This window comes from Myxococcales bacterium (genome assembly GCA_016712525.1).
Classification (GTDB): Bacteria; Myxococcota_A; Polyangia; order Polyangiales; family Polyangiaceae; genus JAAFHV01.
Genome location: JADJQX010000007.1, coordinates 1,297,756 through 1,317,144 on the forward strand (window position 1 = coordinate 1,297,756; position 19,389 = coordinate 1,317,144).

Consider the following 19,389-nt stretch of genomic DNA (forward strand, 5'->3'; position numbering starts at 1 on the left):
ACGGTCCTCGTGGTCGACGACGAGCCCGGGCTTCGTGACATGTTGGGTATCCTGTTTCGCCGGGATGGCTACGAGGTCACGCTGGCGCCGGGCTTTCTCGCTGGGCGAGACGCGGTCGAGAACGCGCCGTCGCCGTACGGCATGGTGCTGGCCGACCTGATGATGCCCGACGGCTCCGGCCTCGATCTGGTGTCGGCCGCGCGCACCCGCTCCGACGCGACCGAGGTGATCGTCATGACGGCCCACTCGACGGTCGAGCAGGCCATCGAGGCGATGCGGCGCGGAGCGTACGACTTCATCGCGAAGCCGTTCTCGACGGCCGAGCTCCGCGCGCTCGTCCAAAAGGCGTTCGAGAAGCGCGCGATCGTGGCCGAAAACCACCGACTGCGAGCCCAGGTCGATAGGCTCGATCGGGCGCACGAGGGGCTCCTCGTGCGGTCCGAGCCGATGCGCAAGATCGTCGAGCTCGTGCACCGCATCGCGAGCACGAAGAGCACCGTGCTCATCACGGGCGAGAGCGGAACGGGCAAAGAGCGCGTCGCGCGGGCCCTCCACGACGCCTCGGACCGCGCGAAGAAGCCGTTCTCGGTCGTCAACTGCGGGGCGATCCCGGAGCAGCTCATCGAGAGCGAGCTCTTCGGCCACGAGCGCGGCGCGTTCACCGGCGCAACCTCGCGAAAACTCGGGATTTTTCGTGAGGCCGAGGGAGGCACCGTCCTGCTCGACGAGGTCGGGGAGCTGCCCCTCCAGATGCAGGTGAAGCTCCTCCGGGTGCTCCAGGAGCGCAAGGTGCGAGGGGTCGGCGAGTCGCAAGAGTCCCCGGTGGACGTGCGAGTGCTCGCCGCCACGAACCGGGACATCGAGGCCGACGTGCGGGGCGGCACGTTCCGGCAGGACCTCTACTACCGCCTGAACGTGCTCCGCCTCGAGGTCCCCGCGCTCCGCGAGCGGCGCGAGGACATCGCGTTCCTCGCGCACCACTTCTTGGACCGGTGCTCGCGTGAGCACGGCAAGACGCTCCGAGGGTTCTCTCCCGACGCGCTCCGCGCCCTCGACGCGTACGGGTTCCCGGGCAACGTGCGCGAGCTCGAGAACATCGTCGAGCGAGCCGTAGCCCTCTCCATGGGCAGCACCATCGGCCTCGGCGATCTGCCGCGCGAGGTGAGCGGCGCCGCCTCGGCTCCCACCCCTACCCTCGTCACGATCCCCGACGAGGGATGCAACATCGACGACGTGATCGGAGAGCTCGAACGCCGGCTCCTCGTGCAAGCGCTCGAGCGCACGGGCGGGGTGCGCACAGCGGCCGCGAAGCTCCTCGGCATCACCTTCCGCTCGTTCCGCTACCGCCTCGCGAAATACGCGATGGACGACGGCGACGAGCCTCAGAGCGAGTCGATCCCGGCCGCGGCGCCCATCTCGGACAAGGCGCCCTCCGGTTCGTGAGGCAGCCGAGGGCCCGCCGGCCCGCCGGCCCCGGCCGACCTCAGAACTGGAAGTAGATGAACGCGGTGCCCGGGCCGCGGAAATAGATGCAAAGCACAATCATCACGGCGAGGCCGACCGAGAGCGCGAACCTTCGCGCGTAGCTCGGCGGGACCTCGGGCTCGCTCCTCCGCGAGACCCGCACGGACACGGCCTCCACCACGACGCCGACGCCGAAGAACACGAGCGGCGCATAGCTCGGCAAGAGCGCGAGGTCACGGACGTTCGGGACCTCCGTCAGCATCGTGGAGAGGATCGCGACGGCCTTGGTCAGCGACGACGCGCGGAAGAACACCCACCCGAGCAGGGTGAGCAGGAACACGAAGGGCATCGCCACGACCCTGCCGACGACCGACGAGACCGCGCGCTCCGGCCACCGCGTCCAGCGCTCGACGGAGAGCCACAGCGCGTGCCACGCGCCCCACACGAGGAAGGTGAGCGATGCGCCGTGCCAGATGCCGGACGCGAGCATCGTGATCCAGAGGTTCCGCGTGGCGCTCCGGCGGTTGCCTCCGAGCGGCACGTAGACGTAGTCACGGAACCACGTCGAGAGCGAGATGTGCCACCGCTGCCAGAGCTCACGCATGCTGCGCGCGGTGTACGGGTGGTCGAAGTTCAGCGGGAACTCGTACCCCATGAGGCGCGCGAGCCCCCGCGCGATGTCCGAATAGCCCGAGAAGTCGAAGTAGATCTGAAACGCGAACATGAGGGTCGCGAGCCAATAGAGCATCGACCCCGCGCGCGCCCCGCCGTAGACCGACTCGACCGTGGCCGAGAGGTGATCGGCGACGACGACCTTCTTGAAGTACCCGACGACGACGAGGACGAGCGCGCTCGATCGCTCGGCGGGCGTCGGGTGGCGGTGCTCCTCGAGGGCCGGCAGCAGATCCGTCGCTCGCACGATGGGTCCCGCGACGAGCTGGGGGAACATCGAGACGAAGACGAGGAAGTGCAAGAAGCTCCGGGTGGGACGAAGCTTTCCCCGGTACACGTCGATCGTGTAGCTCATCGACTGGAACGTGTAGAAGCTGATGCCCGGCGGCAGCACACGCAGGAACGCGGGCAACGTGGCCACGAGCGTCGACCCGACACCGACCGAGTGGAGGGCGCGATCGGAGAGGCCGGCCAGGAAGGTCGCGTACTTGAACGCCACGAGCGTGCCGAGGTTCAGCGTGAGCGAGCTCACGAGCAGGAGCCTACGGTGCGCCGGGTACCTCTCCATCGCGAGAGCGAACGAGAAGTCGGCGGCGCACGTGGCGACGAGGACGAGCACGTATCGCGGGTCCCAAAACCCGTAAAACACCAATGAAAACGAGGCAATGACCACGTACCGAGCGCGGCGGTTCGCGCACACGAGCGGCCACACGGCGAAGAACACCGCGGTGAACACGAAGAAAGCGAGAGAGTTGAAGAGCACGTGGAGGAGCGCGGGGGACCAGAGGACGAGGCTCGGCGCTTTCGGGCCTTCGCGGGCCTACCCCTTCGGCGCGAGAGGTGGACCGAAGCCGAGGCGCGCGAGGGCGTTCTTGCGCACCGAAGGGATGCGGAACCGGTAGGTGAAGGCGTCGGCGAAGTAGTGGGCGAGCACGACGGCGTTCATCGCGAACATGGCGAGCGTGGCCAACCTCCCGGGCCGCGGAGAGAACGGCGCCGTCGTCATCCCGACGACGAGCAGCGGCGCGATGGCGACCAGCATGGCCGGGACCACGACCCTCGGCCCCACGGGGGTCTCCTCGCCCGGGAACGGGCGGAGCATGCGACGGGTGAGCAAGAAGTACTCGATGCCATGCATCCCCGAGGCGATCACGCTGCCCCATGGCGGCACGACGATCATCACGAGCACCGCGAGCGCGCTCGCGGCGACGTAGCGCGACTTGGCTTGGGCGTAGAAGGGCGCGTCCCCCGCGGCCGCGCGCACGGTCGCGACGGCGAAAAAGCCCCACGCCGCCGCCAACACGAACGTGACGGCGTACGGGAGCGGCGCCTCGAGGCCCGGGACCGCGCCGATGAACGGGAACACCTTGCCAGGTCCGGCGGCCACGAAGAGCCAGCGGACCATCACGAGGATCAGCGCGACCGGCACGTAGCGCTGCTGCATGGTGCGCTCGGACGGCGACGGTGGCGCGGGCGCCCTCATCGCGTAGAGCGACCAGATCCCCTTCGACTGGGAGAACGTGTGGTGCGACGCGAGCGTGATCACGAACGCGAGGAAGAGGTCCATGAGCGTCGGCGCGTAGCGATCGAGCGCGTAGTAACTCCCGAACGCGACGCCCCACGTGAGGCTCGCGCCGACGATGATCGTGCGCGCTTGCCCAGGCGCCGCATGCAAGAGGTCACGGCGCGCCCCCAGAAGGAGAAACGTGAGGATCACATGGGTCGTGTTGCCGAGCACGAACTGGCTCCCCCACGCGGCGTACGCGCGCGGGAGGCCACCGGAAAGGCTTAGCCCCGACGCGACGAACGCCACGAGGGCCACGAGGTAGGGCACGACGAGGAGGGCCGCGTCGAGCTCGCGGGAGAAGAGCCACGGGGCAGACGCCTCGGGGGCGTGCCGGCGCTCGATCGCGTCCGGGGTCGCGTCGGCCGTCATGGCGAGCACCTCGTGTTTCGTGCTACCGCTCGAGAGCCGTGGATGCGCCGATCCTCCGCACGCTCCTCCTCGCCGTACCGCTCGTCCTCGCGGCTGGCGCGCTGAGGCCCCACCCCGAGGCCGAGACGGTTCACGCGGGGGTGCACCCGAAGCGATTTTGGGCTGAAAAAGCCAGGATCCGTGGGTCCGTGCATGTTGCCCTCGTGGGGGACTCTCGTGTCTACCACGGCCTCGCGCCGTCGGAGATGGGCGCCGTGCTCCGCGAGGCGGGCTGGGGCGACCCGAACGTCGTCAACCTGGGGTTCTCGGGTGTGTGCCTGTGTGGCCCGTATCTCCCCTACGTCGATCGGGCGCTCGACCCGCGGGCGGAGCGCCGGGTGATCGTGCTCGGCGTCACGCCCCACGCGCTCACGCCTCACGCGCAGCAAGACAATGGGTACCTCGCCGAGTCGCGGCGAACCCGCAGCGAGGTGCTCGAGCGCATCGTGCTCGCGCCAGCCCTCGACTACCTCGAGCCCATGCCGCTCGATCCCTTCTTCGGCGGAGGGCGCCGCGCCCGACCGGCCGACTCGCACTACCGAGAGACCTTCTTCGCCGACGGTTGGGTAGGAGCGACACTCACCCCGGCGCAGCCGGATTTCGCGCTCACGGAATACCGCAACGTGTTCGCGTCGACGAAGGTCGACCCGAGCCTCGTGAACGAGCTCGTGGAGCGGGTGACGCAGTGGACCCGAACCGGGGTTCGCGTCGTCGCCTTTCGCCCTCCCGTAGCCCCAGCGCTCCTCGAGCTCGAGGATCGCATCTCGGGCTTCGACGAAGCGGCGCTTCGGGCTCGGCTCACGGGCGCCGGCGCGCGGGTACTGGCGCTCGAGGGCAGCTACGTGACGTACGACGGAAGCCATCTCGAGGAGGCGAGCGCGAGAGCGCTGTCGCTACATATCGCGACTCGGCTCACGCGTTGAACGGGGCGAGAGCCACGTCCCAAAAGCACTTCGCTCGGCGAGCCGGGCGGTCAGTCGCCTTCGTTCTCGACCCAAATTTCGTTGGTGAACGAGCTACCCGCGAGGCGGCAGAAGGTGCCGTCGCCGTTCTCGTCGACCTCGGCCACGGTGACGAACCAATCGTTGACCGTGGGCGCGGGCCAGATCACGTTCTGACCCTGAATATTGAGCGCGGGGGGTGCCGCGCCCGCAGCCCCGGCGACCGAGGCATACCGAAACAGAACCGGTCCATCCGACTGGACGGGGAGCACGGACCAGTTCAGACAGCCCGGGTTCCACGCGAACTTCTGAGAGAGGCCGGCGCCGGTCGGGCAGAAGTTGGCAGCGCCCGTGATGCCAGGCGACGGGCTCGCGTACGAGCCTGTCTCGGCACGCCGCTGCTCCTGCGCGATCTTGATCGCGCCGATCATCTGCCGCGCTTCGGCGGAGTGCGACGTTCGAATGATGCGCCGATACCCGGCGACGCCAAGGAGCGCGAGCACCGCGACGATGGCCACCACGATCATGAGCTCGATGAGGGTGAACCCTCGTGAGTACCGACGGCTTCGAATCATCGCTCCTCCGGTGAGCAAGGGGCCGTGACGATTCACGGCCCCTCTCCCAAAGATTACTCTTCCGGGTTCTCTTGCACGATCTGCGTGAACGGAACCGGCGTGTTTTGCGCCGAGAGGCCACCACCGGTCACGAAGCGCGAGAGCGTGCCGTCGCCGTCGAGGTCACCCTCGGCCTCGGCGAGCCACGACGCACCGCCGGGCAAACCCGCCGGAGAACCCATCGTCGGCGCCGCACCCTTGGTGTACTGGTAGCGGTAGTACTGCGGCTCGCCCATCTCGTGCTTGAGGCAGCGCCAGCCGGTCACGTTGTCGTTCGTGCCCGCGACGAGCGCGAGGTAGTCGCCACCCGGGTTGGGGGTGTACTTCTTGTTCTTCACGTCGGCAGCGTTCGCGGGGACCGCGTTCGAGGTGCCACAGAAGGCGTGGATGTTGCTGCCGCCGGGGCCGCCCGCCGTCTGGAGCTGCGGGGTGGCCATCTCGCGCTCGTACGCCTGCATCGAGAGCTTGTTGACCTGGCCGATGGTGTTGGTGGCCTCGGCCGTCTTCGACGTCGCGAGGAACTTGCTCACGCCGAAGATGGCGAGGAGCGCGAGGATCGCCACGATGGCGACCACGATCATGAGCTCGATGAGCGTAAAACCGCCCGCTCGCTTCTTGCGGAGGAAACTCTTCATGGTCTTTCCCTTTCGGTGATGGAGCCTAATGCACGGGCCGGTCCATGTGAATTTTCCGGCTTTTTCGGGCTGTCCCAGCCGCAAGTGACGTTTTTCGACACCCCGAGCCCCATGGACCGACGGGATTGGTCAACGCCCCCCGACGGGCGTGGGGGCTTGACGCACGAAGCGCCCTAGATCGGCCTGGGCCGCGGGGAGCGCGGGAGAGCCGACGCGCGTGAGGCAGGCCACGCGCTCCTCGAGGGCCTTCTGCTCCCACGGGAAGCCGCGGGGATCTCCCGACACGGCCGCACATGTCGCGTTCTGGGCGCGCGACGAGAGCCAGATCGCGACGCGATGGCGCGCCATGTCTTCCATGTGGAGGACGAACGGCGTCTCGAGCGCGGCGAGCAGCGGATCGGCCGCCCAAGTCGACCGCCCCACGATCTCACGCGCCAGCGCGAGCGCTTGGAGCAAGGCGCGCTTGTCGACCCACACCGACGCGCGGGCGAGGCCGAAGCCCTCGACGAGGAGCGCCACGGCGGACTTGTCGTCTCCGGTGCGCGCGACACGCTCGGCCAAAAGGAGCTTCGCCGTGCCGGGATCGAGAGGGCCCACGGCGACCTCGACCACCTTGGCGTCGAGGGAGCTGCGGGCCGCGGCGCGCGCGAGCTCCAGGGTCTCGAAGTAGGTCGGCTCGGGGACTTTTGCCTGCTGGAAGGCGCGGACCACCTCGAGCCCCGGGCCCCCGAGGAAGCCGGCGTACGCCTTACGGAGGCCCTGCTCTTCGTCGGCGCGCGACGGGTCCAAAGGGCGCGGGAACGGCGCGGGGACGTCGTTCATCATGCGAAAGAGCACCCACGACGCGTCGACCCGGTCCCAGCGCACCTTCGCCGAGACCGCCGGGCGATCGGTGCCGAGCGCGCGGGACAAGCGGATGGTCTCGTCGGCGAGGGTCCCCTGCTCTCCCACGGTGCGCGCGTACGAGAACTCGAGGCGGTTCAGGTCGTCCTTGTTGACGAACCCGACGTGGTTGTCGACGAGGCGCTTCGCGAAGTCGTCCGTCGCGACGAAGTGCGAGAGCACCACCTCGGGCGAGGCGCCGCCCCACACGTATTTCACCGCGGTCTTGTAGGGTTCTTGGGCGAGCCGGTCGGTCATCGCGGCGACGTCGATCGACGCGACGGGCGACGAGCGGGCGAGGACCAAGAAGTCCCCCGGCATGGTCTCCCACAGCTCGACGCTCCCGAACACCGAGCGCACCGTGGTGAGCACCGTGTGGAGCGCGTCGGCGTCGACCTCGTAGCCCTGCATCCACTGGATGAAGATGCCCTGCTCGCCGAGGGCCGTCTTGGCGGCGCGGTAGTACTCCTGCGTGTAGAGGCTCGAGACCCCCGCGCGGTACGGGTTCGAGGGCTCCGAGAAGACGATGTCGTACCGCTCTCGCGACGTGAGGAGCACCTCGCGCGCGTCGCCCAGGATCACGTGGACCTTCGGGTTCTCGAGCACCTTCTCGTTGATGGGGGAACACTCGCGGGCGACCTCGATGACCGCGGGCTCGAGCTCCACGGCGTCCACGCGTTCCATCCCGGCCACCTTCCCGAGCCACCCCGCGGTGCTGCCGGTGCCGAGGCCGACGACGAGCGCCCGCTTCGGCGACGGGTGCAAGAGCGAGCCGAGGAGCCCGCTCATGATCTGCGTCGGCGCGTCTCCTATCGAATTGCCGTCGGTCTTGCCGTTGACGATGAAGCTCGTCCCGAACTTGCGCCCCGCCGCCACGGTGCTCTCGAGGCCGTCGCGCTCCCACAAAATGCTGCTCCGAGCGTCGTGGCGGAAGCGCTCGACTTCGTTCGCCGACGGGTTCGCGGCGAGCGGGTCCATGCGCCCGGCGCCGATCGGAGAGTGCCTCCAGGCCGGCGTTGGGCCCTCGGCAAAGAACGTCGCGAAGGCGAGCAACGAGGTCGCGAGACCGCCGACGTAGACCGGTCCGCGGCGCTCTTCGTGGCGCGCCGAGAGGAAGAGCGAGACCATGCCGAAGCCCGCGAGCAGCGCGACGACGAGCTTCCAGCATCCGGGCGCCGTGAGCGCGGGCATGAGCCCGAACCCGCCCGACAGCGAGCCGACGATGGCGCCCACGGTGTTCGCCAAATAAGCGACACCAATATGCTTTCCGAGATCTTTCCCTCCCCGTCCGAACAGGCCGATGACGAGCGGGAACTGCGCGCCCGAGACGACCGCGGCCGGAAAAATGACGACGAGGCAGACGAGCGCCCACGAGGCGATGCTCCCGCCGAACCCGAGGACACGAAGCGGGCGCAGACCGAGCGCGAGGAGCGCGATGCGATCGCCTGCCGCGTACGGGATCGCGATGAGCAGCGCCTCGAGACCGCACGTGAGCGCGAAACCTCGGAGCGTGGGGACCGTCTTCCCGAAGCCGTAGATCGCCCCTCCGACGCCGATGCCGAGCAGCGCGACCGCCAGGATGAGCCCGAACGTGTACGACGAGCCGCCGAGGAGCGGGGCCAACATGCGGTACCACACGAGCTCCATCAGGAGGAACGCGAAGCCGACGACGCCCGCCGCCGCGACAGGGAACCAAGCGAGCGACGCGGGGAGCACCTCCTGCGAGGGCTCGTCCTTCGCCGTCGTCGCGGGGCGCGCGGACGAGGGAGGTGTTTTTTCCGGCGAGACGCCGCTCTCGCCCGAGTCCTTCGCGGGAGCCTCGGCCTCGAGCTCGGCCGCTGGCTCGGGCTCGGGCGCTGCGGCCTCGGCGGCTTCGGGCACCACCGTGCGCGCGGGGGCGGCCTCGCGGACGGGCTCGGCGACCGGGTCGCGGGAGAGCATGCGCCCGACCAGCCCGACGAGGACGTTGAGGAGGCACGTCATCCAGAGCGACAGGCGCGTGCCGAAGACCTCCAGCATGACGAAGTTGGCGGCGAGCGCGCCGACGACCGCGCCGAGCGTGTTGATGCCGTAGAGGGCCGACATCGACCGGCGACCCGGATCGCCTTCGTGCGAGACGGCCCGCGCGGCCGCCGGCATCGTGCCGCCCATGAGCGTCGTCGGCACGATGAGCACGAGCGCGCCGAGCACGAGGCGCGCGACGGTCGCGCCCGCCATCCCCAAGGTCGACTGCCCCCCGAGCGCGAGGTAGAGCGTACGAGCGAGCCAGACGAGGAGCGGTGTCACGGCCGCGGCGACAGCGACGGCGATCTCGAGGTTGGCGTAAAAAAGAAGTGGATTGGGTACCTTGTCAGCGCGCTTGCCGAGGAGGATCCCGCCGAGGCCGAGGCCTCCCATGAAGACGCCGAGCACGGCCGCCGATGCCGCGGTGCTCGCTCCGAAGACCAGCCGAAGCTCACGGAGCCACGCGACCTGGTAGACGAGGGCCGAGGCACCGGAGAAAAAAAGGAGCGGGCCCACCCGGGAAAGACGAAAGCGCACGGGGGCATAAGACCCGTATGCGAAATCGCTCGCAAGTAGGATAACGTGGAGGGCGCGTGAGTCTTCGCCCCCTCGAACCCTGCGCCCGCCCGGCCCCCCCCTCCGCGGGCCGGCCCCCTTCCCGTCGACGGTCGCGCGCCGTCACGCTCGTCGACGTGATGAACCTCGTGGTCGTCGCGGCGGGCGTGAGCGCCATCGGCATGTACGGGACCGCGCGCTACATTCGTTACACCCGCACGACCGAGGCCGTGGCCGAGGTGAACGCGCTCGGCAAGGCGGCCGCCGAGTACTACGACAAGTCCGACGCCAACCAGCCCGCAGGCGCGACCGTCGAGGCGAAGCGCGCGATGCGGCACTTCCCGCCATCGTCCAAGGCGAGCGTCCCCGCCGACCCGCTCGACGTCCGCGGAAAACGCTACCAATCGACGTCCGCCGATTGGGCCGGCTCGCCTTGGAAAGAGCTCGGGTTCAGCGTCGCGCAGCCGCAATCCTACGCGTACCGGTTCACGTCGGAGGGCATCGGGTTCCAGGCCCAGGCGAAGGCCTACGCCGAAGGCGATCTGAACGGCAACGGAACACGGTCCCTCTTCTGGGTGCCGGTCGCGCCCGGGTCCGACGCGCATGCCCTGGTCGGAAACCTCGTGAAAGAGGATCCCGAGGAATGAGCCGGGTGCGCGCTCGCGGGGCGACGGCGCTCCAAGGCGCCATCGGGTTCGCGGTCGTGGGCGCCATCTTGGCGACGGCCGTCCCGACCTTCATCCGCGACTTCCACGCCTCGCGCCTCGCCGAGCCCGTCTCGGGCCTCGAGCGCCTGGGGAAGGCCTCGGTCGCCCACGGGCTCGCCCACGAGGGTGCGCTCCCCGGGCCTGCGCCGCTCACCCCCGCGCAGGTCCCACGCGGGGTGCTCGTGATCGAGGCTCCGGGCACGTGGGACCACCCGACGTGGAAGGCCCTCACGTTCGAGCCCCTCCCGAACAACGCCCCGCACGCCTTCTCGTTCGGCTACGACCGCCCCGAAGGGTCCTTTCTGGCCCACGCCCACGGGGACCTCGACGGCGACGGGAACACGAGCACGTTCGAGATTCGGGGCCGAAGCGAGCCCGGCGGGGTCGTCATCGAGCCAGGAATGACCGTGCTCTCGGAGGTCGAGTGAGCCGCGCGGGGGTCGTCGGTGTGCTGGTCGGCGTCTTGTCGGTCGCCGGCATCGCCGCAGGTCAGGGGCGCCTCGCGGCCGAGCACGCGCGCACCAAGACGAAGGCCGACATCTTCTACTTGCCGCCTGCCTCGCAGCTGAAGCGTATGACGCTCGGCTACGACTCCGCCGCCTGCGACATCCTCTGGGCGAAGCTGCTCGTCGAGTACGGCCGGCATTGGTCCGAGCACCGAGAGCTGGAACATAATGATCTCGTTCGCTTTTTGGACGGTCTCCTCGTGCTCGACAAGGACTTCGTCCCCATCTACCGCTACGTCGACACGCTGCTCGTGTACCGCCCCCCGAAAGGAGAGCGGAAAGACGCGGTCGCGGCCCGTCGCTACCTCGAGGAAGGCACGCGTCTCCGTCCCCGGGACCCGAACGTGTGGCTCCACTACGGCGAGTTCGTGAGCTACCTCGGGCCGGCGTGGCTCGACGACGAGACCGAACGCGAAGCCTGGCGGAGGGACGGCGCGCTCGCGATCGTGCACGCGGTGGAGCTCGGCGCCAAGGCCGACCGCACCCTCGCCGCCGTCTCGCTCCTTGGCCGCGCGGGAGAGCGCGAAGCCGCACGGAAGGCGCTCGAGCGGGCGTACGCCGTGGCCGACGACGACGACACCCGCGACCGAGTGCGTGCCCAGCTCGACAAGCTCGACGCCTCGGCCCACGCCGACGAGCGCGAGCGTCGACGGCTCGCGATCGAGAAGCGGCGCGTTCGTGCGCTCCCGTTCGTGTCCCCGACGACGTTCCTGCTCGTGGGCCCGGGGTCGAGCCCGCTCGCCTGCGTCGGGCCGGGCTCCTCCGCGCGCCCCGAGTGCCCGACCGACTGGACGACCGCCCTCGCCGATCCATGAAGGTCGAACGACGACGCGTCGTCCGCCTCTGAGGGAAGCCATCCCCTACAAAGACCTACTTCGGTGCTACCGTGATCGTGCGGAGCGAGAGCATCCCGTAGCTCGACTGCCCCGGGAGCTTGCCGAAGATGGCGACCGAATAGAGCCCAGGTTTCCCCGCATCCGACAGAGGCACGTCGATCCGGAACCCGGTGGGGGTGACCTCGACCGGGATCTTCGTCACGAAGCCCTTCGGCCAGTAGGTCTCGTAGGGGCTGGGCACGGTGTAGCTGCGGCGCTTGTTGGCCTCGGCGGGCGGGAGCGGCTTCGGCATGTCGACGCGCGAGATCCCGACGCCGCCGAGCTGGGCCGGCCCGGACAATGCACCCTCCACACGAAGCGTCGCGCCCACGGTCGCCTTCGCCGGGAGCGCCCCGTAGGTGCCGTATCCGTCGACCATTTCGTGCGTGATGCAGGGCACCGCGATCTCGCCGGGGAGCGGCCGAGGCAGCGCGATGCCGATGCCGACGCGTGTGTGCTGGGGCTTCAAGATGTTCTTGCGATGGCCGTCGTGCGGCGGCACCTCGTCGAAGAACATGTGCTCGGCGCGCTCGATGTCGGCCTCGTCCACGAGCGGGTCGGGATCGAGCTCCCTCCGCTTGAGGTCGTCCATGCAGGACGCGTTCTCGAGCACCATGTCGCTGCCACCGGCCTCCGTGTGACGCTGTTCGGGGACGGAGCCGTCCGTGCCGTAGTGTCCGAGGAAGCCATTTTTCGCCATGTCCTCGGCGTGGCGCTGGCCGGCGCGCTGGGCGGGGCCCTCGTCGAGCGCGAGAGGCCCAAGGCCCTGGGTGGCCCGATCACGGTTGACGAGCGCGAGCATCTTGAGCCGCGCCTCGCGGAGCCGGAGCTTGCCTCGCGGGGGCGCGATGCCCGGGGAGGGCTCGGCGGTCGCGACGGGCCGGACGGCGGACGAGGACGACGTATCGGGGCTCGAAGGGAGCGCCGGTGGCGAGGGCACGGGCTCGAGGGGCGCGGTGACGTCGCGACCTCCGCCGCAACCGAACGACGAGGCGAGGCACCACGAAAACGCTGCCACAAAGGGGCGAAGCCGCATCCTCATCGAATAGACTGGGTCGCGATGGAACGCACGGAATCCGAGGTCGCACGGTCTCTCGACCCCGAGGCCCTCGCCGGCCAGCTCCTCGTCGTCGGGTACGACGGCCCGAGCCCGAGCGAGACGCTTCTCGCCGATCATCGCGCGGGAAGGCTCGGAGGCTTCATCGTCTTCAAGCGGAACGTGACCCCCGGGCGCGACGGGCTCCACGCGCTCGCCGCGACGCTCGGTGAGCTCGCACGGGAAGCACCCGAGGGGCTCCCTCCGCTCCTCGCGATCGACCAAGAAGGTGGCCGGGTCGCGAGGCTCGGCCCGCCCGTGCTCACGCTGCCGACGATGCGAGCGCTCGGGTCGACCGGCGACGTGGATCTCGTCCGCCGCGCGGGCCTTGCGATCGCCGAAGAGCTTCGCGCCATCGGTCTGACGATGAGCTTCGCGCCGATCCTCGACGTCGACTCGAACCCGAAGAACCCCATCATCGGAGACCGCGCGTTCGGCACGACGGCCGACGTCGCGGCTCGCTTGGCGCTCGCGTTCGCGAAGGGGATCGAAGAGGGCGGGCTGCTCGCGTGTGGAAAACACTTCCCCGGACACGGCGACACCGACACGGACTCCCACGTGGAGCTGCCCATCGTGCGCCGCTCGCGGGGCGCCCTCGAAGCGACCGAGCTGCGCCCCTTCGAGCTCGCGGCGAAGACCTCCCTCCCCGCCCTCATGAGCGCCCACGTGCTCTACCCTGCCCTCGATCCCGACGCGCCCGCTACGCTCTCAAAGGCGATCTCCACGGACCTCCTGCGCACGACGCTCGGCTTTCGCGGCGTGCTCGTGTCGGACGACCTCGAGATGAAAGCGCTCTCGCAAGAGGTCGAAACCACTGCGGTTTCCGCGATCGCAGCCGGCTGCGACATGGCGCTCGTGTGCTCGAGCGAGCCTATGGTCCGGCGCGCGCGCGCCGCCCTCGCGGGCAGGATGGAGCGCGATCCGGCGTTCCGCGCGCGGTGCGAACAGGCCCTCGAGCGCGGGCTCTCCATGCGCCGCGCGTGCCGGCCGGTCTCCGTCACGCGCGAAGAGCGCGACGCGGTCCTCGCCGGACACGCCGACATCGCCGCCGAGCTCGGAGCCCTCGGCTCGCGGAGGGGCTCGTGACGACGGCCGAGCCCACCGTCTTCACGGCGCCCCGCATCGTCACCTGCGACCCCGCCACGGCGACGACGGCGAACCCGCTCGGAGTCATCGAGGACGGAGCCATCGCCGTCGACGAGCACGGCCAGTTCTCGTTCGTCGGGAGCCGCGCCGACGCCCCCCGCGGGCTCCGCACGATCGCGCTGGGTGGCGTGGTGCTCCCCGGCCTCGTCGACGCGCACACCCACGCGGCGTGGGTCGGGTCGCGCCACGACGAATACGCGATGCGCATGGCCGGGTGCGACTACCGCGACATCGCGGCGCGAGGCGGCGGGATCGTGGCCTCCCAGCGGGCCATCGCCGAGGTCGACACGGAGGCCGTCGCTCGGGTGCTCGAGGCACGCCTTCGTCGCATGGCGGCTCTCGGAGTAACCACCGTGGAGGTGAAGAGCGGATACGGGCTCGTCCCCGAGCTCGAGCTCCGGCAGCTGCGTGCCATCGCGCAGGCGCGAGAAGACGGGAGCCTGCCTCACGTCGTCCCGACCTTCCTCGGATTGCATGCCCTCCCGAAGGACATGCGCGACGATCGGGACGCCTACGTCGCGCGCGTCGTCGGGGAGCTCTTGCCTCGCGTGGCCGCCGAGGGGCTCGCGCGCTACGTCGACGCGTACGTGGACGCGAACGCCTTCTCCACGGCCGAAGCGAAGGGGCTCGGCATCGCGGCCCGTGGGCTCGGCCTCGACGTCCGTCTTCACGTGGGCCAATTCGCCGACGTCGGAGGCGCCGAGCTCTCCGCCGAGCTCGGCGCGCACTCCGCCGACCACCTCGAAAACGTGGGCGCGAAGGGAGTGCTCGCGCTCGCGTCCGCCGGTGTCTTCGCGGGGCTCCTCCCCCTCGCGAGCTTCACGCTCGGACAGGCACCTCCCGACGTCGCAGCGCTTCGAGCGGCGGGCGTCCGGCTCGTCGTGGCGAGCGACGCCAACCCCGGCACGGCCCCGACCGAGAGCCTCCCCCTCGCGCTCGCGTTCGCCGTCAGGAGCTATGGCCTCTCGCCGGACGAAGCGCTCCTCGGGGCGACGCGAAACGCCGCGGAGAGCCTCGGGCTCGGGGCTAGCAAGGGCCGGATCCGGGTCGGCTACGACGCCGACTTCGCGGCCTTCGATCTTCCGCACGAGATCGGGGTCGTTCAACCGTTCGGAGTCGCCCGCACGCGCCTCGTCGTGCGCGAGGGGCACGCGCTCCACGGCACGCTCGCCTAGACGTCGCCGTCGTCGTGGTGTTGGCCGAGCCCACGGGGAGCAGCGCGCCCACGCGTGCCCACGAAGACGAGCACGAGCAGGGTGCCGACGTAGGGGAGCGCGGCGAAGAGCTGTGGGAGCGCGCCGCCGCGATCCTGGAGCACGAAGCCTGCCGCATCCAGGGTCGCGAAGACCGCGCACGCCAGCACGGCGCGGCCTGGCCTCCACCCCGCGACGATGACCGCGGCGAGGGCGATGAAACCACGGCCGCCCGTCATGCCCGACTGGAACTGGCGCTGCTCGAACGCGAGGGCGACGCCGCCTAGCCCCGCGAGCAAGCACCCGAGCACCACCGCCCCGAAGCGCACACGCCCCACGGGGACCGCCGCCGCGTGCGCCGAGCGCGGATCGTCTCCGGATGCGCGAATCCAGAGGCCGAGCCACGAACGACCGACGAGCCAGACCGTGGCCAAGATCGCCGCCACGAAGACCCAGGTCATCGGGTCCACGATCACCCGGAGGACCGGCGAGCGGGTGTCGAAATACGAAAAACCCATCACATTCGGAGAGTTGGCGCTCGAATGATAGAATGCCCGGAGGAGGGAACGGGTGCCCCCGACGGCGATCAGGTTGAGCGCGAGGCCGCTCACGATCGCGTCGACGCGAGCCCGGACGACGAGCACCGCGTGAACGACGCCGAAGAGCGCCCCGGTGAGCGCGCCCCCGACGAGACCCGCCACGGGGCTCCCCGTCGCCTCGTGGATGGCGACGGCTCCGAACGCGGCGCCGAGCATGGTCCCCTCGAGCGCGATGTTGGGGACCCCCGAGCGCTCGGACAGCACGCCCCCCATCGCCGCGAACCCCAACGGGACGGTCATGCGGAGCGACGCGGCGACGAACGCCGCCGAGAAGAGGCCGCTCATCGGGCTCCCTCCATGGACCGTCCGCGAACCATGAGACGCTCGCCGAGCACGACGAGCACGATCGCGAGGCCTTCGAGCACGCTCATCACGTCCCGCGGCACGTGCGCGTTCACGACGAGGCCACCTTGCTCGAGCACACCGAAGAAGAGGGCGGCGCCGACGAGACCTCCGGCGCTCCCACGGCCGATCATGGCCACCGCGAGCCCCCCGAACCCGGCGCCCGCGCCGAGGCCGAGCTCGAAGTATCCCTTGTACCCGAGCACGGTCGCGGACGACGCGAGGCCCGCGAGCGCTCCCGAGAGGAGCATCGCCTGCGCGACCCGAGACGTGACCGGGAGCCCTGCGGCGCGCGCCGCGGACGGGTTCTCCCCGACGAGCCACAGCTCACGCACCCGCGTGCGCCGGAACGCGGACGAGGCCATGAACGCGACCGCCACGGCGAGGCCGACCGAGAGGCTCGCGGACGACCCACGGAACGCGTCCGAGAGGACGTCGAGCCTGGGGATCCGCGCGGACGGTACGACGTCCCGCGTCCGCGTGGTCCCGGCCAGGGCGAGCCCCGACGCGAGCGCCAGCGAGAGGAGCGCGTCGGCGACCTTGTTCATGAGGACGGTCGACAGGACCTCGTGGACTCCGCGACGCGCCTTGAGGAGGGCGGGAGGCATCGCCCACACGGCCCCCGCCAGCATCGCGGCCGCGACGACCACGAGCCACGCGACCGGACGGGGCGTCCCCTGAGGCAAGCCGGCGCCGACGACCGCCGAGACCAAGCTCGCGACGGCGATCTGCCCTTCCGCGCCGACGTTGAAGAGCTTCGCGCGCAGCCCAACGTCGATCGCGACGCCCGCGAAGAGGAGCGGGGTCGCCTTGAAGAGGACCTGACCTATGCCGTACGCGGAGCCGAGAGTGCCCTCGAGGAGCGCGCCGGCCATTCGAGCGGGCGACTCGCCGTACGCGAGCACGACGAGCCCGAAGGCGACGTACGTCGCGAGGAGCGCGAACGCGACGACGGCGAGCCGGTCCACGGCGCGTGCGCTCACGAGCTCCCCTCCCCGAGCATGGCCCGGCCGATCTCTTCGTCGGAGGAGGTGACGGGGAGCTCGCGGGCTCGGCCGCGGAAGAGCACGAGGATCCGCGACGCGAGCTCGCGAAGCTCGCCGAGGTCGGCGCTCACGACGACCACGCCGCACGAGCTCGCCGCTTCGCGAATTCCCTCGCGAATCGTGTGTGCGGCGCCGGGGTCCACGCCCCGCGTGGGGTGCGCCAGGACGAGCAGCTTCGCGCCCGCCGAGACACGCGCAAATGCACGGGCACACACGACTTTTTGTTGATTCCCCCCCGAGAGAGCGCGCGCCGGGAGGTCGAGCTCGAGCGCGTCTCCGGAGCCGCGCACACGGACGGCCTCGAGCCTGCGCCGAGCCTCGGCGTCCATGGCCTTCGCGTCGAGCAGACCGAACCGGGAGTACCGCGCGTGCTCCCCGAGGAGGACGTTGTCGCGCAAGGGGACGTCGAGACAGAGCCCCTCTCGGTGGCGGTCCTCGTGAACGACGGCTACCTGCGCAGGGAGCGACACCGATCCGGACTCGGCCCCCACCGCCCCCGCGAGCAGGTGGACGAGCTCCTCTTGGCCGTTGCCGGCGACACCCGCCACACCGACGATCTCACCTTCGCGCACCACGAGATCGAGCTCGCGCAGCCGCCCTACGCTCGCACGGGTGAGGGTTGCCACGGCAGCTCCGCGCTCACGGGGCGGTGCGGGCTCGAGGCGCGCCGTCGCGCCGCCGAGGATCGCGTGCTCGACGCGCGCCATCGTCTCGGCGTCGACGGCCCCGCGGGAGAGCGGCTCGTCGAGGGTGACCTCCCCTCGACGAAGCACCGTCACCGCGTCCGCGTGTCGACGAATCTCGTCCAGCTTGTGGCTCACCACGGCGACCGCGCGTCCCTCGGCTGCCAAGTCGTGAAGGATGCCGTAGAGGTCGTCGGCCTCACGCGGCGACAGGATCGCAGTGGGCTCGTCGAGGAGGAGGACCTTCGCGTCGGCGTAGAGCGCCCTCGCGAGCTCGAGGCGCTGACGGTCTCCGACCCCGAGGGCGGCGACGTCGCTCGCCAGATCGAGACGCGCACCGAGACGCGACAGGATCGCTTCGACCTTCTGCCGCGCGAGATCGGCGCGAAACGCCCCCCAAGGCCCCTTCGGCGGCGCCGAGAGCACCACGTTCTCGAGGGCCGAGAGGCCTTCGACGAGGGAAAAGTGCTGCGCCACGAGCGCGATCCCGGCGGCCCGGGCCGCGCGCGGGCTCGCCTCGACGGCACGCGCCCCCGCGACCTCCACCGCTCCCGAATCGGGCCGAACGAGGCCCGCCAGAACCCGGAGCGCCGTGGTCTTTCCCGCTCCATTTTCCCCAGCGATAACAAGCACCTTACCAGCGGACACGGTCAGATCGACGTTCGACACCACGCGGACGCCCCCATAGGTCTTCGAAATCCCATGGAGTCGAGCGAGAGCGGCGCCACGCACGAACCCGAGCCTAACCCGGAACGCCTCGGTCCTCGCACTTCGTTCGTAGCCGCGCGGTACCTGCCCCTCTCGGAGAAGATCCGACCTTGGGCTTTGCCATTCCTGCGCGCCAGAGTACGGTTTTCAGGAGATGGGCAAGCTCATTCCTCCACGGCATCGCCGCGCAGCCTCGCTCGTCGAGTACGCGGTCTTGCTCGTCGGCGTCCTCTTGGTCGCTGCGGGCGCCACCAAGTTGCTCGGGGGCGCCCTCTCGAGTCGCAGCTCGAGCGCCGGCAACGTCGTCTCCTCGGGTGGCGGGGGCGGCGGGGGCGGAGGCAGCGGCGGGGGCAGCGGCGGGGGGAGTGGAAGTGGCGGCTCGACGGCCAGCGGTGGCGGTGGCGGCGGCGGTGGTGGTGGCGGTGGCGGCGGTTCGATGGGTGGCGGTGGGCACGCCTCGAGCAAAGCATCGCTCGGAGGGGGCGCTTCGGGAGACGAGCTCAGCGGCGGGTCCAGGACGACCTCCGGAGGTGGCGAGGGCGCGAGTCAGGGCTCCGGCAGCTCGGACGGCGTGATGGCCGACATCGCCGACGGAGACATGAGCTCTCCGCGGATGAAGCGCCTCATCGCCATCTGCTTCCTCGGGGTCGGCGCGGCGGCGCTGGCGTACTACGGATACAAGGCAAAGAAGGCGCTCACGAAGAAGCCCGACGAGGCGGCGTAGGGGCCCCTACGGGGCAGGCGCC

The 19,389-nt window shown here is 70.3% G+C and carries 17 protein-coding genes; 8 read left to right on the forward strand and 9 right to left on the reverse strand.

Features of this window, described 5'->3' with window-relative positions; translation table 11 throughout:
• The first annotated feature begins 39 nt into the window (after positions 1-39).
• Positions 40-1,443: a sigma-54-dependent Fis family transcriptional regulator gene (locus IPK71_22605; protein MBK8216531.1), complete on the forward strand. Its 1,404-nt coding sequence runs from the start codon at positions 40-42 to the stop codon at positions 1,441-1,443.
• Positions 1,444-1,483: 40 nt separating this feature from the next.
• Here IPK71_22605 and IPK71_22610 read toward each other — a convergent pair whose 3' ends face one another.
• A complete protein-coding gene (locus IPK71_22610) occupies positions 1,484-2,899 on the reverse strand; it encodes an MBOAT family protein (protein MBK8216532.1) in 1,416 nt (471 codons plus the stop codon).
• A gap of 57 nt (positions 2,900-2,956) precedes the next feature.
• Positions 2,957-4,072: a hypothetical protein gene (locus tag IPK71_22615; protein ID MBK8216533.1), complete on the reverse strand. Its 1,116-nt coding sequence runs from the start codon at positions 4,070-4,072 to the stop codon at positions 2,957-2,959.
• Positions 4,073-4,110: 38 nt separating this feature from the next.
• Here IPK71_22615 and IPK71_22620 point away from each other — a divergent pair, with 38 nt between their 5' ends.
• Positions 4,111-5,034: a hypothetical protein gene (locus tag IPK71_22620; protein ID MBK8216534.1), complete on the forward strand. Its 924-nt coding sequence runs from the start codon at positions 4,111-4,113 to the stop codon at positions 5,032-5,034.
• A gap of 50 nt (positions 5,035-5,084) precedes the next feature.
• On the opposite strand, the gene IPK71_22625 is transcribed toward IPK71_22620, so the two are convergent.
• The 3 genes from IPK71_22625 to IPK71_22635 form a co-directional block, all read right to left on the reverse strand.
• Positions 5,085-5,627 carry a prepilin-type N-terminal cleavage/methylation domain-containing protein gene (locus IPK71_22625; GenBank protein ID MBK8216535.1) on the reverse strand — a complete coding sequence of 181 codons (543 nt, stop codon included), beginning with the start codon at positions 5,625-5,627 and terminating at the stop codon, positions 5,085-5,087.
• 53 nt (positions 5,628-5,680) lie between these two features.
• Entirely contained in the window at positions 5,681-6,301 is a 621-nt protein-coding gene (locus tag IPK71_22630) for a pilin (protein ID MBK8216536.1), read from the reverse strand.
• 129 nt (positions 6,302-6,430) lie between these two features.
• Positions 6,431-9,724, reverse strand: coding sequence for a fused MFS/spermidine synthase (locus tag IPK71_22635; GenBank protein MBK8216537.1), 3,294 nt, complete (start codon positions 9,722-9,724; stop codon positions 6,431-6,433).
• A gap of 155 nt (positions 9,725-9,879) precedes the next feature.
• Between IPK71_22635 and IPK71_22640 the strand changes: the two genes are divergently transcribed.
• From IPK71_22640 to IPK71_22650, 3 genes are read left to right on the forward strand one after another with little or no spacing between them, the layout of a single operon-like run.
• Positions 9,880-10,389 carry a hypothetical protein gene (locus IPK71_22640; GenBank protein ID MBK8216538.1) on the forward strand — a complete coding sequence of 170 codons (510 nt, stop codon included), beginning with the start codon at positions 9,880-9,882 and terminating at the stop codon, positions 10,387-10,389.
• Positions 10,386-10,877 (forward strand): hypothetical protein, encoded by a 492-nt coding sequence (locus IPK71_22645; GenBank protein MBK8216539.1) that lies wholly within the window; start codon positions 10,386-10,388, stop codon positions 10,875-10,877. The genes IPK71_22640 and IPK71_22645 overlap by 4 nt, the downstream gene beginning before the upstream one ends.
• Entirely contained in the window at positions 10,874-11,770 is an 897-nt protein-coding gene (locus IPK71_22650; protein MBK8216540.1) for a hypothetical protein, read from the forward strand. The genes IPK71_22645 and IPK71_22650 overlap by 4 nt, the downstream gene beginning before the upstream one ends.
• 55 nt (positions 11,771-11,825) lie before the next feature.
• On the opposite strand, the gene IPK71_22655 is transcribed toward IPK71_22650, so the two are convergent.
• On the reverse strand, positions 11,826-12,848 hold the full coding sequence (locus IPK71_22655; protein MBK8216541.1) for a CAP domain-containing protein: 1,023 nt from the start codon (positions 12,846-12,848) through the stop codon (positions 11,826-11,828).
• Between the two features lie 42 nt (positions 12,849-12,890).
• On the opposite strand from IPK71_22655, the gene nagZ reads away from it, so the two are divergent.
• A complete protein-coding gene (gene nagZ / locus IPK71_22660; protein MBK8216542.1) occupies positions 12,891-14,012 on the forward strand; it encodes a beta-N-acetylhexosaminidase in 1,122 nt (373 codons plus the stop codon).
• The gene (gene hutI / locus IPK71_22665) at positions 14,009-15,247 is read left to right on the forward strand and encodes an imidazolonepropionase (GenBank protein ID MBK8216543.1); all 1,239 of its coding nucleotides are present in this window, start codon (positions 14,009-14,011) and stop codon (positions 15,245-15,247) included. Before nagZ ends, hutI begins: the two co-directional genes overlap by 4 nt.
• Here the strand turns inward: hutI and IPK71_22670 are convergent.
• The 3 genes from IPK71_22670 to IPK71_22680 are packed head-to-tail and all read right to left on the reverse strand — an operon-like array spanning position 15,244 to position 18,667.
• On the reverse strand, positions 15,244-16,149 hold the full coding sequence (locus tag IPK71_22670) for an ABC transporter permease (protein MBK8216544.1): 906 nt from the start codon (positions 16,147-16,149) through the stop codon (positions 15,244-15,246). The two genes, hutI and IPK71_22670, sit on opposite strands and share 4 nt — an antisense overlap.
• Positions 16,146-17,189 (reverse strand): ABC transporter permease, encoded by a 1,044-nt coding sequence (locus IPK71_22675; GenBank protein ID MBK8216545.1) that lies wholly within the window; start codon positions 17,187-17,189, stop codon positions 16,146-16,148. Before IPK71_22675 ends, IPK71_22670 begins: the two co-directional genes overlap by 4 nt.
• Positions 17,186-18,667 (reverse strand): ATP-binding cassette domain-containing protein, encoded by a 1,482-nt coding sequence (locus IPK71_22680; GenBank protein ID MBK8216546.1) that lies wholly within the window; start codon positions 18,665-18,667, stop codon positions 17,186-17,188. Before IPK71_22680 ends, IPK71_22675 begins: the two co-directional genes overlap by 4 nt.
• 130 nt (positions 18,668-18,797) lie before the next feature.
• On the opposite strand from IPK71_22680, the gene IPK71_22685 reads away from it, so the two are divergent.
• Complete coding sequence (locus IPK71_22685; protein MBK8216547.1) at positions 18,798-19,367, forward strand: hypothetical protein; 570 nt, start codon at positions 18,798-18,800, stop codon at positions 19,365-19,367.
• The last annotated feature ends 22 nt before the right edge of the window (positions 19,368-19,389 follow it).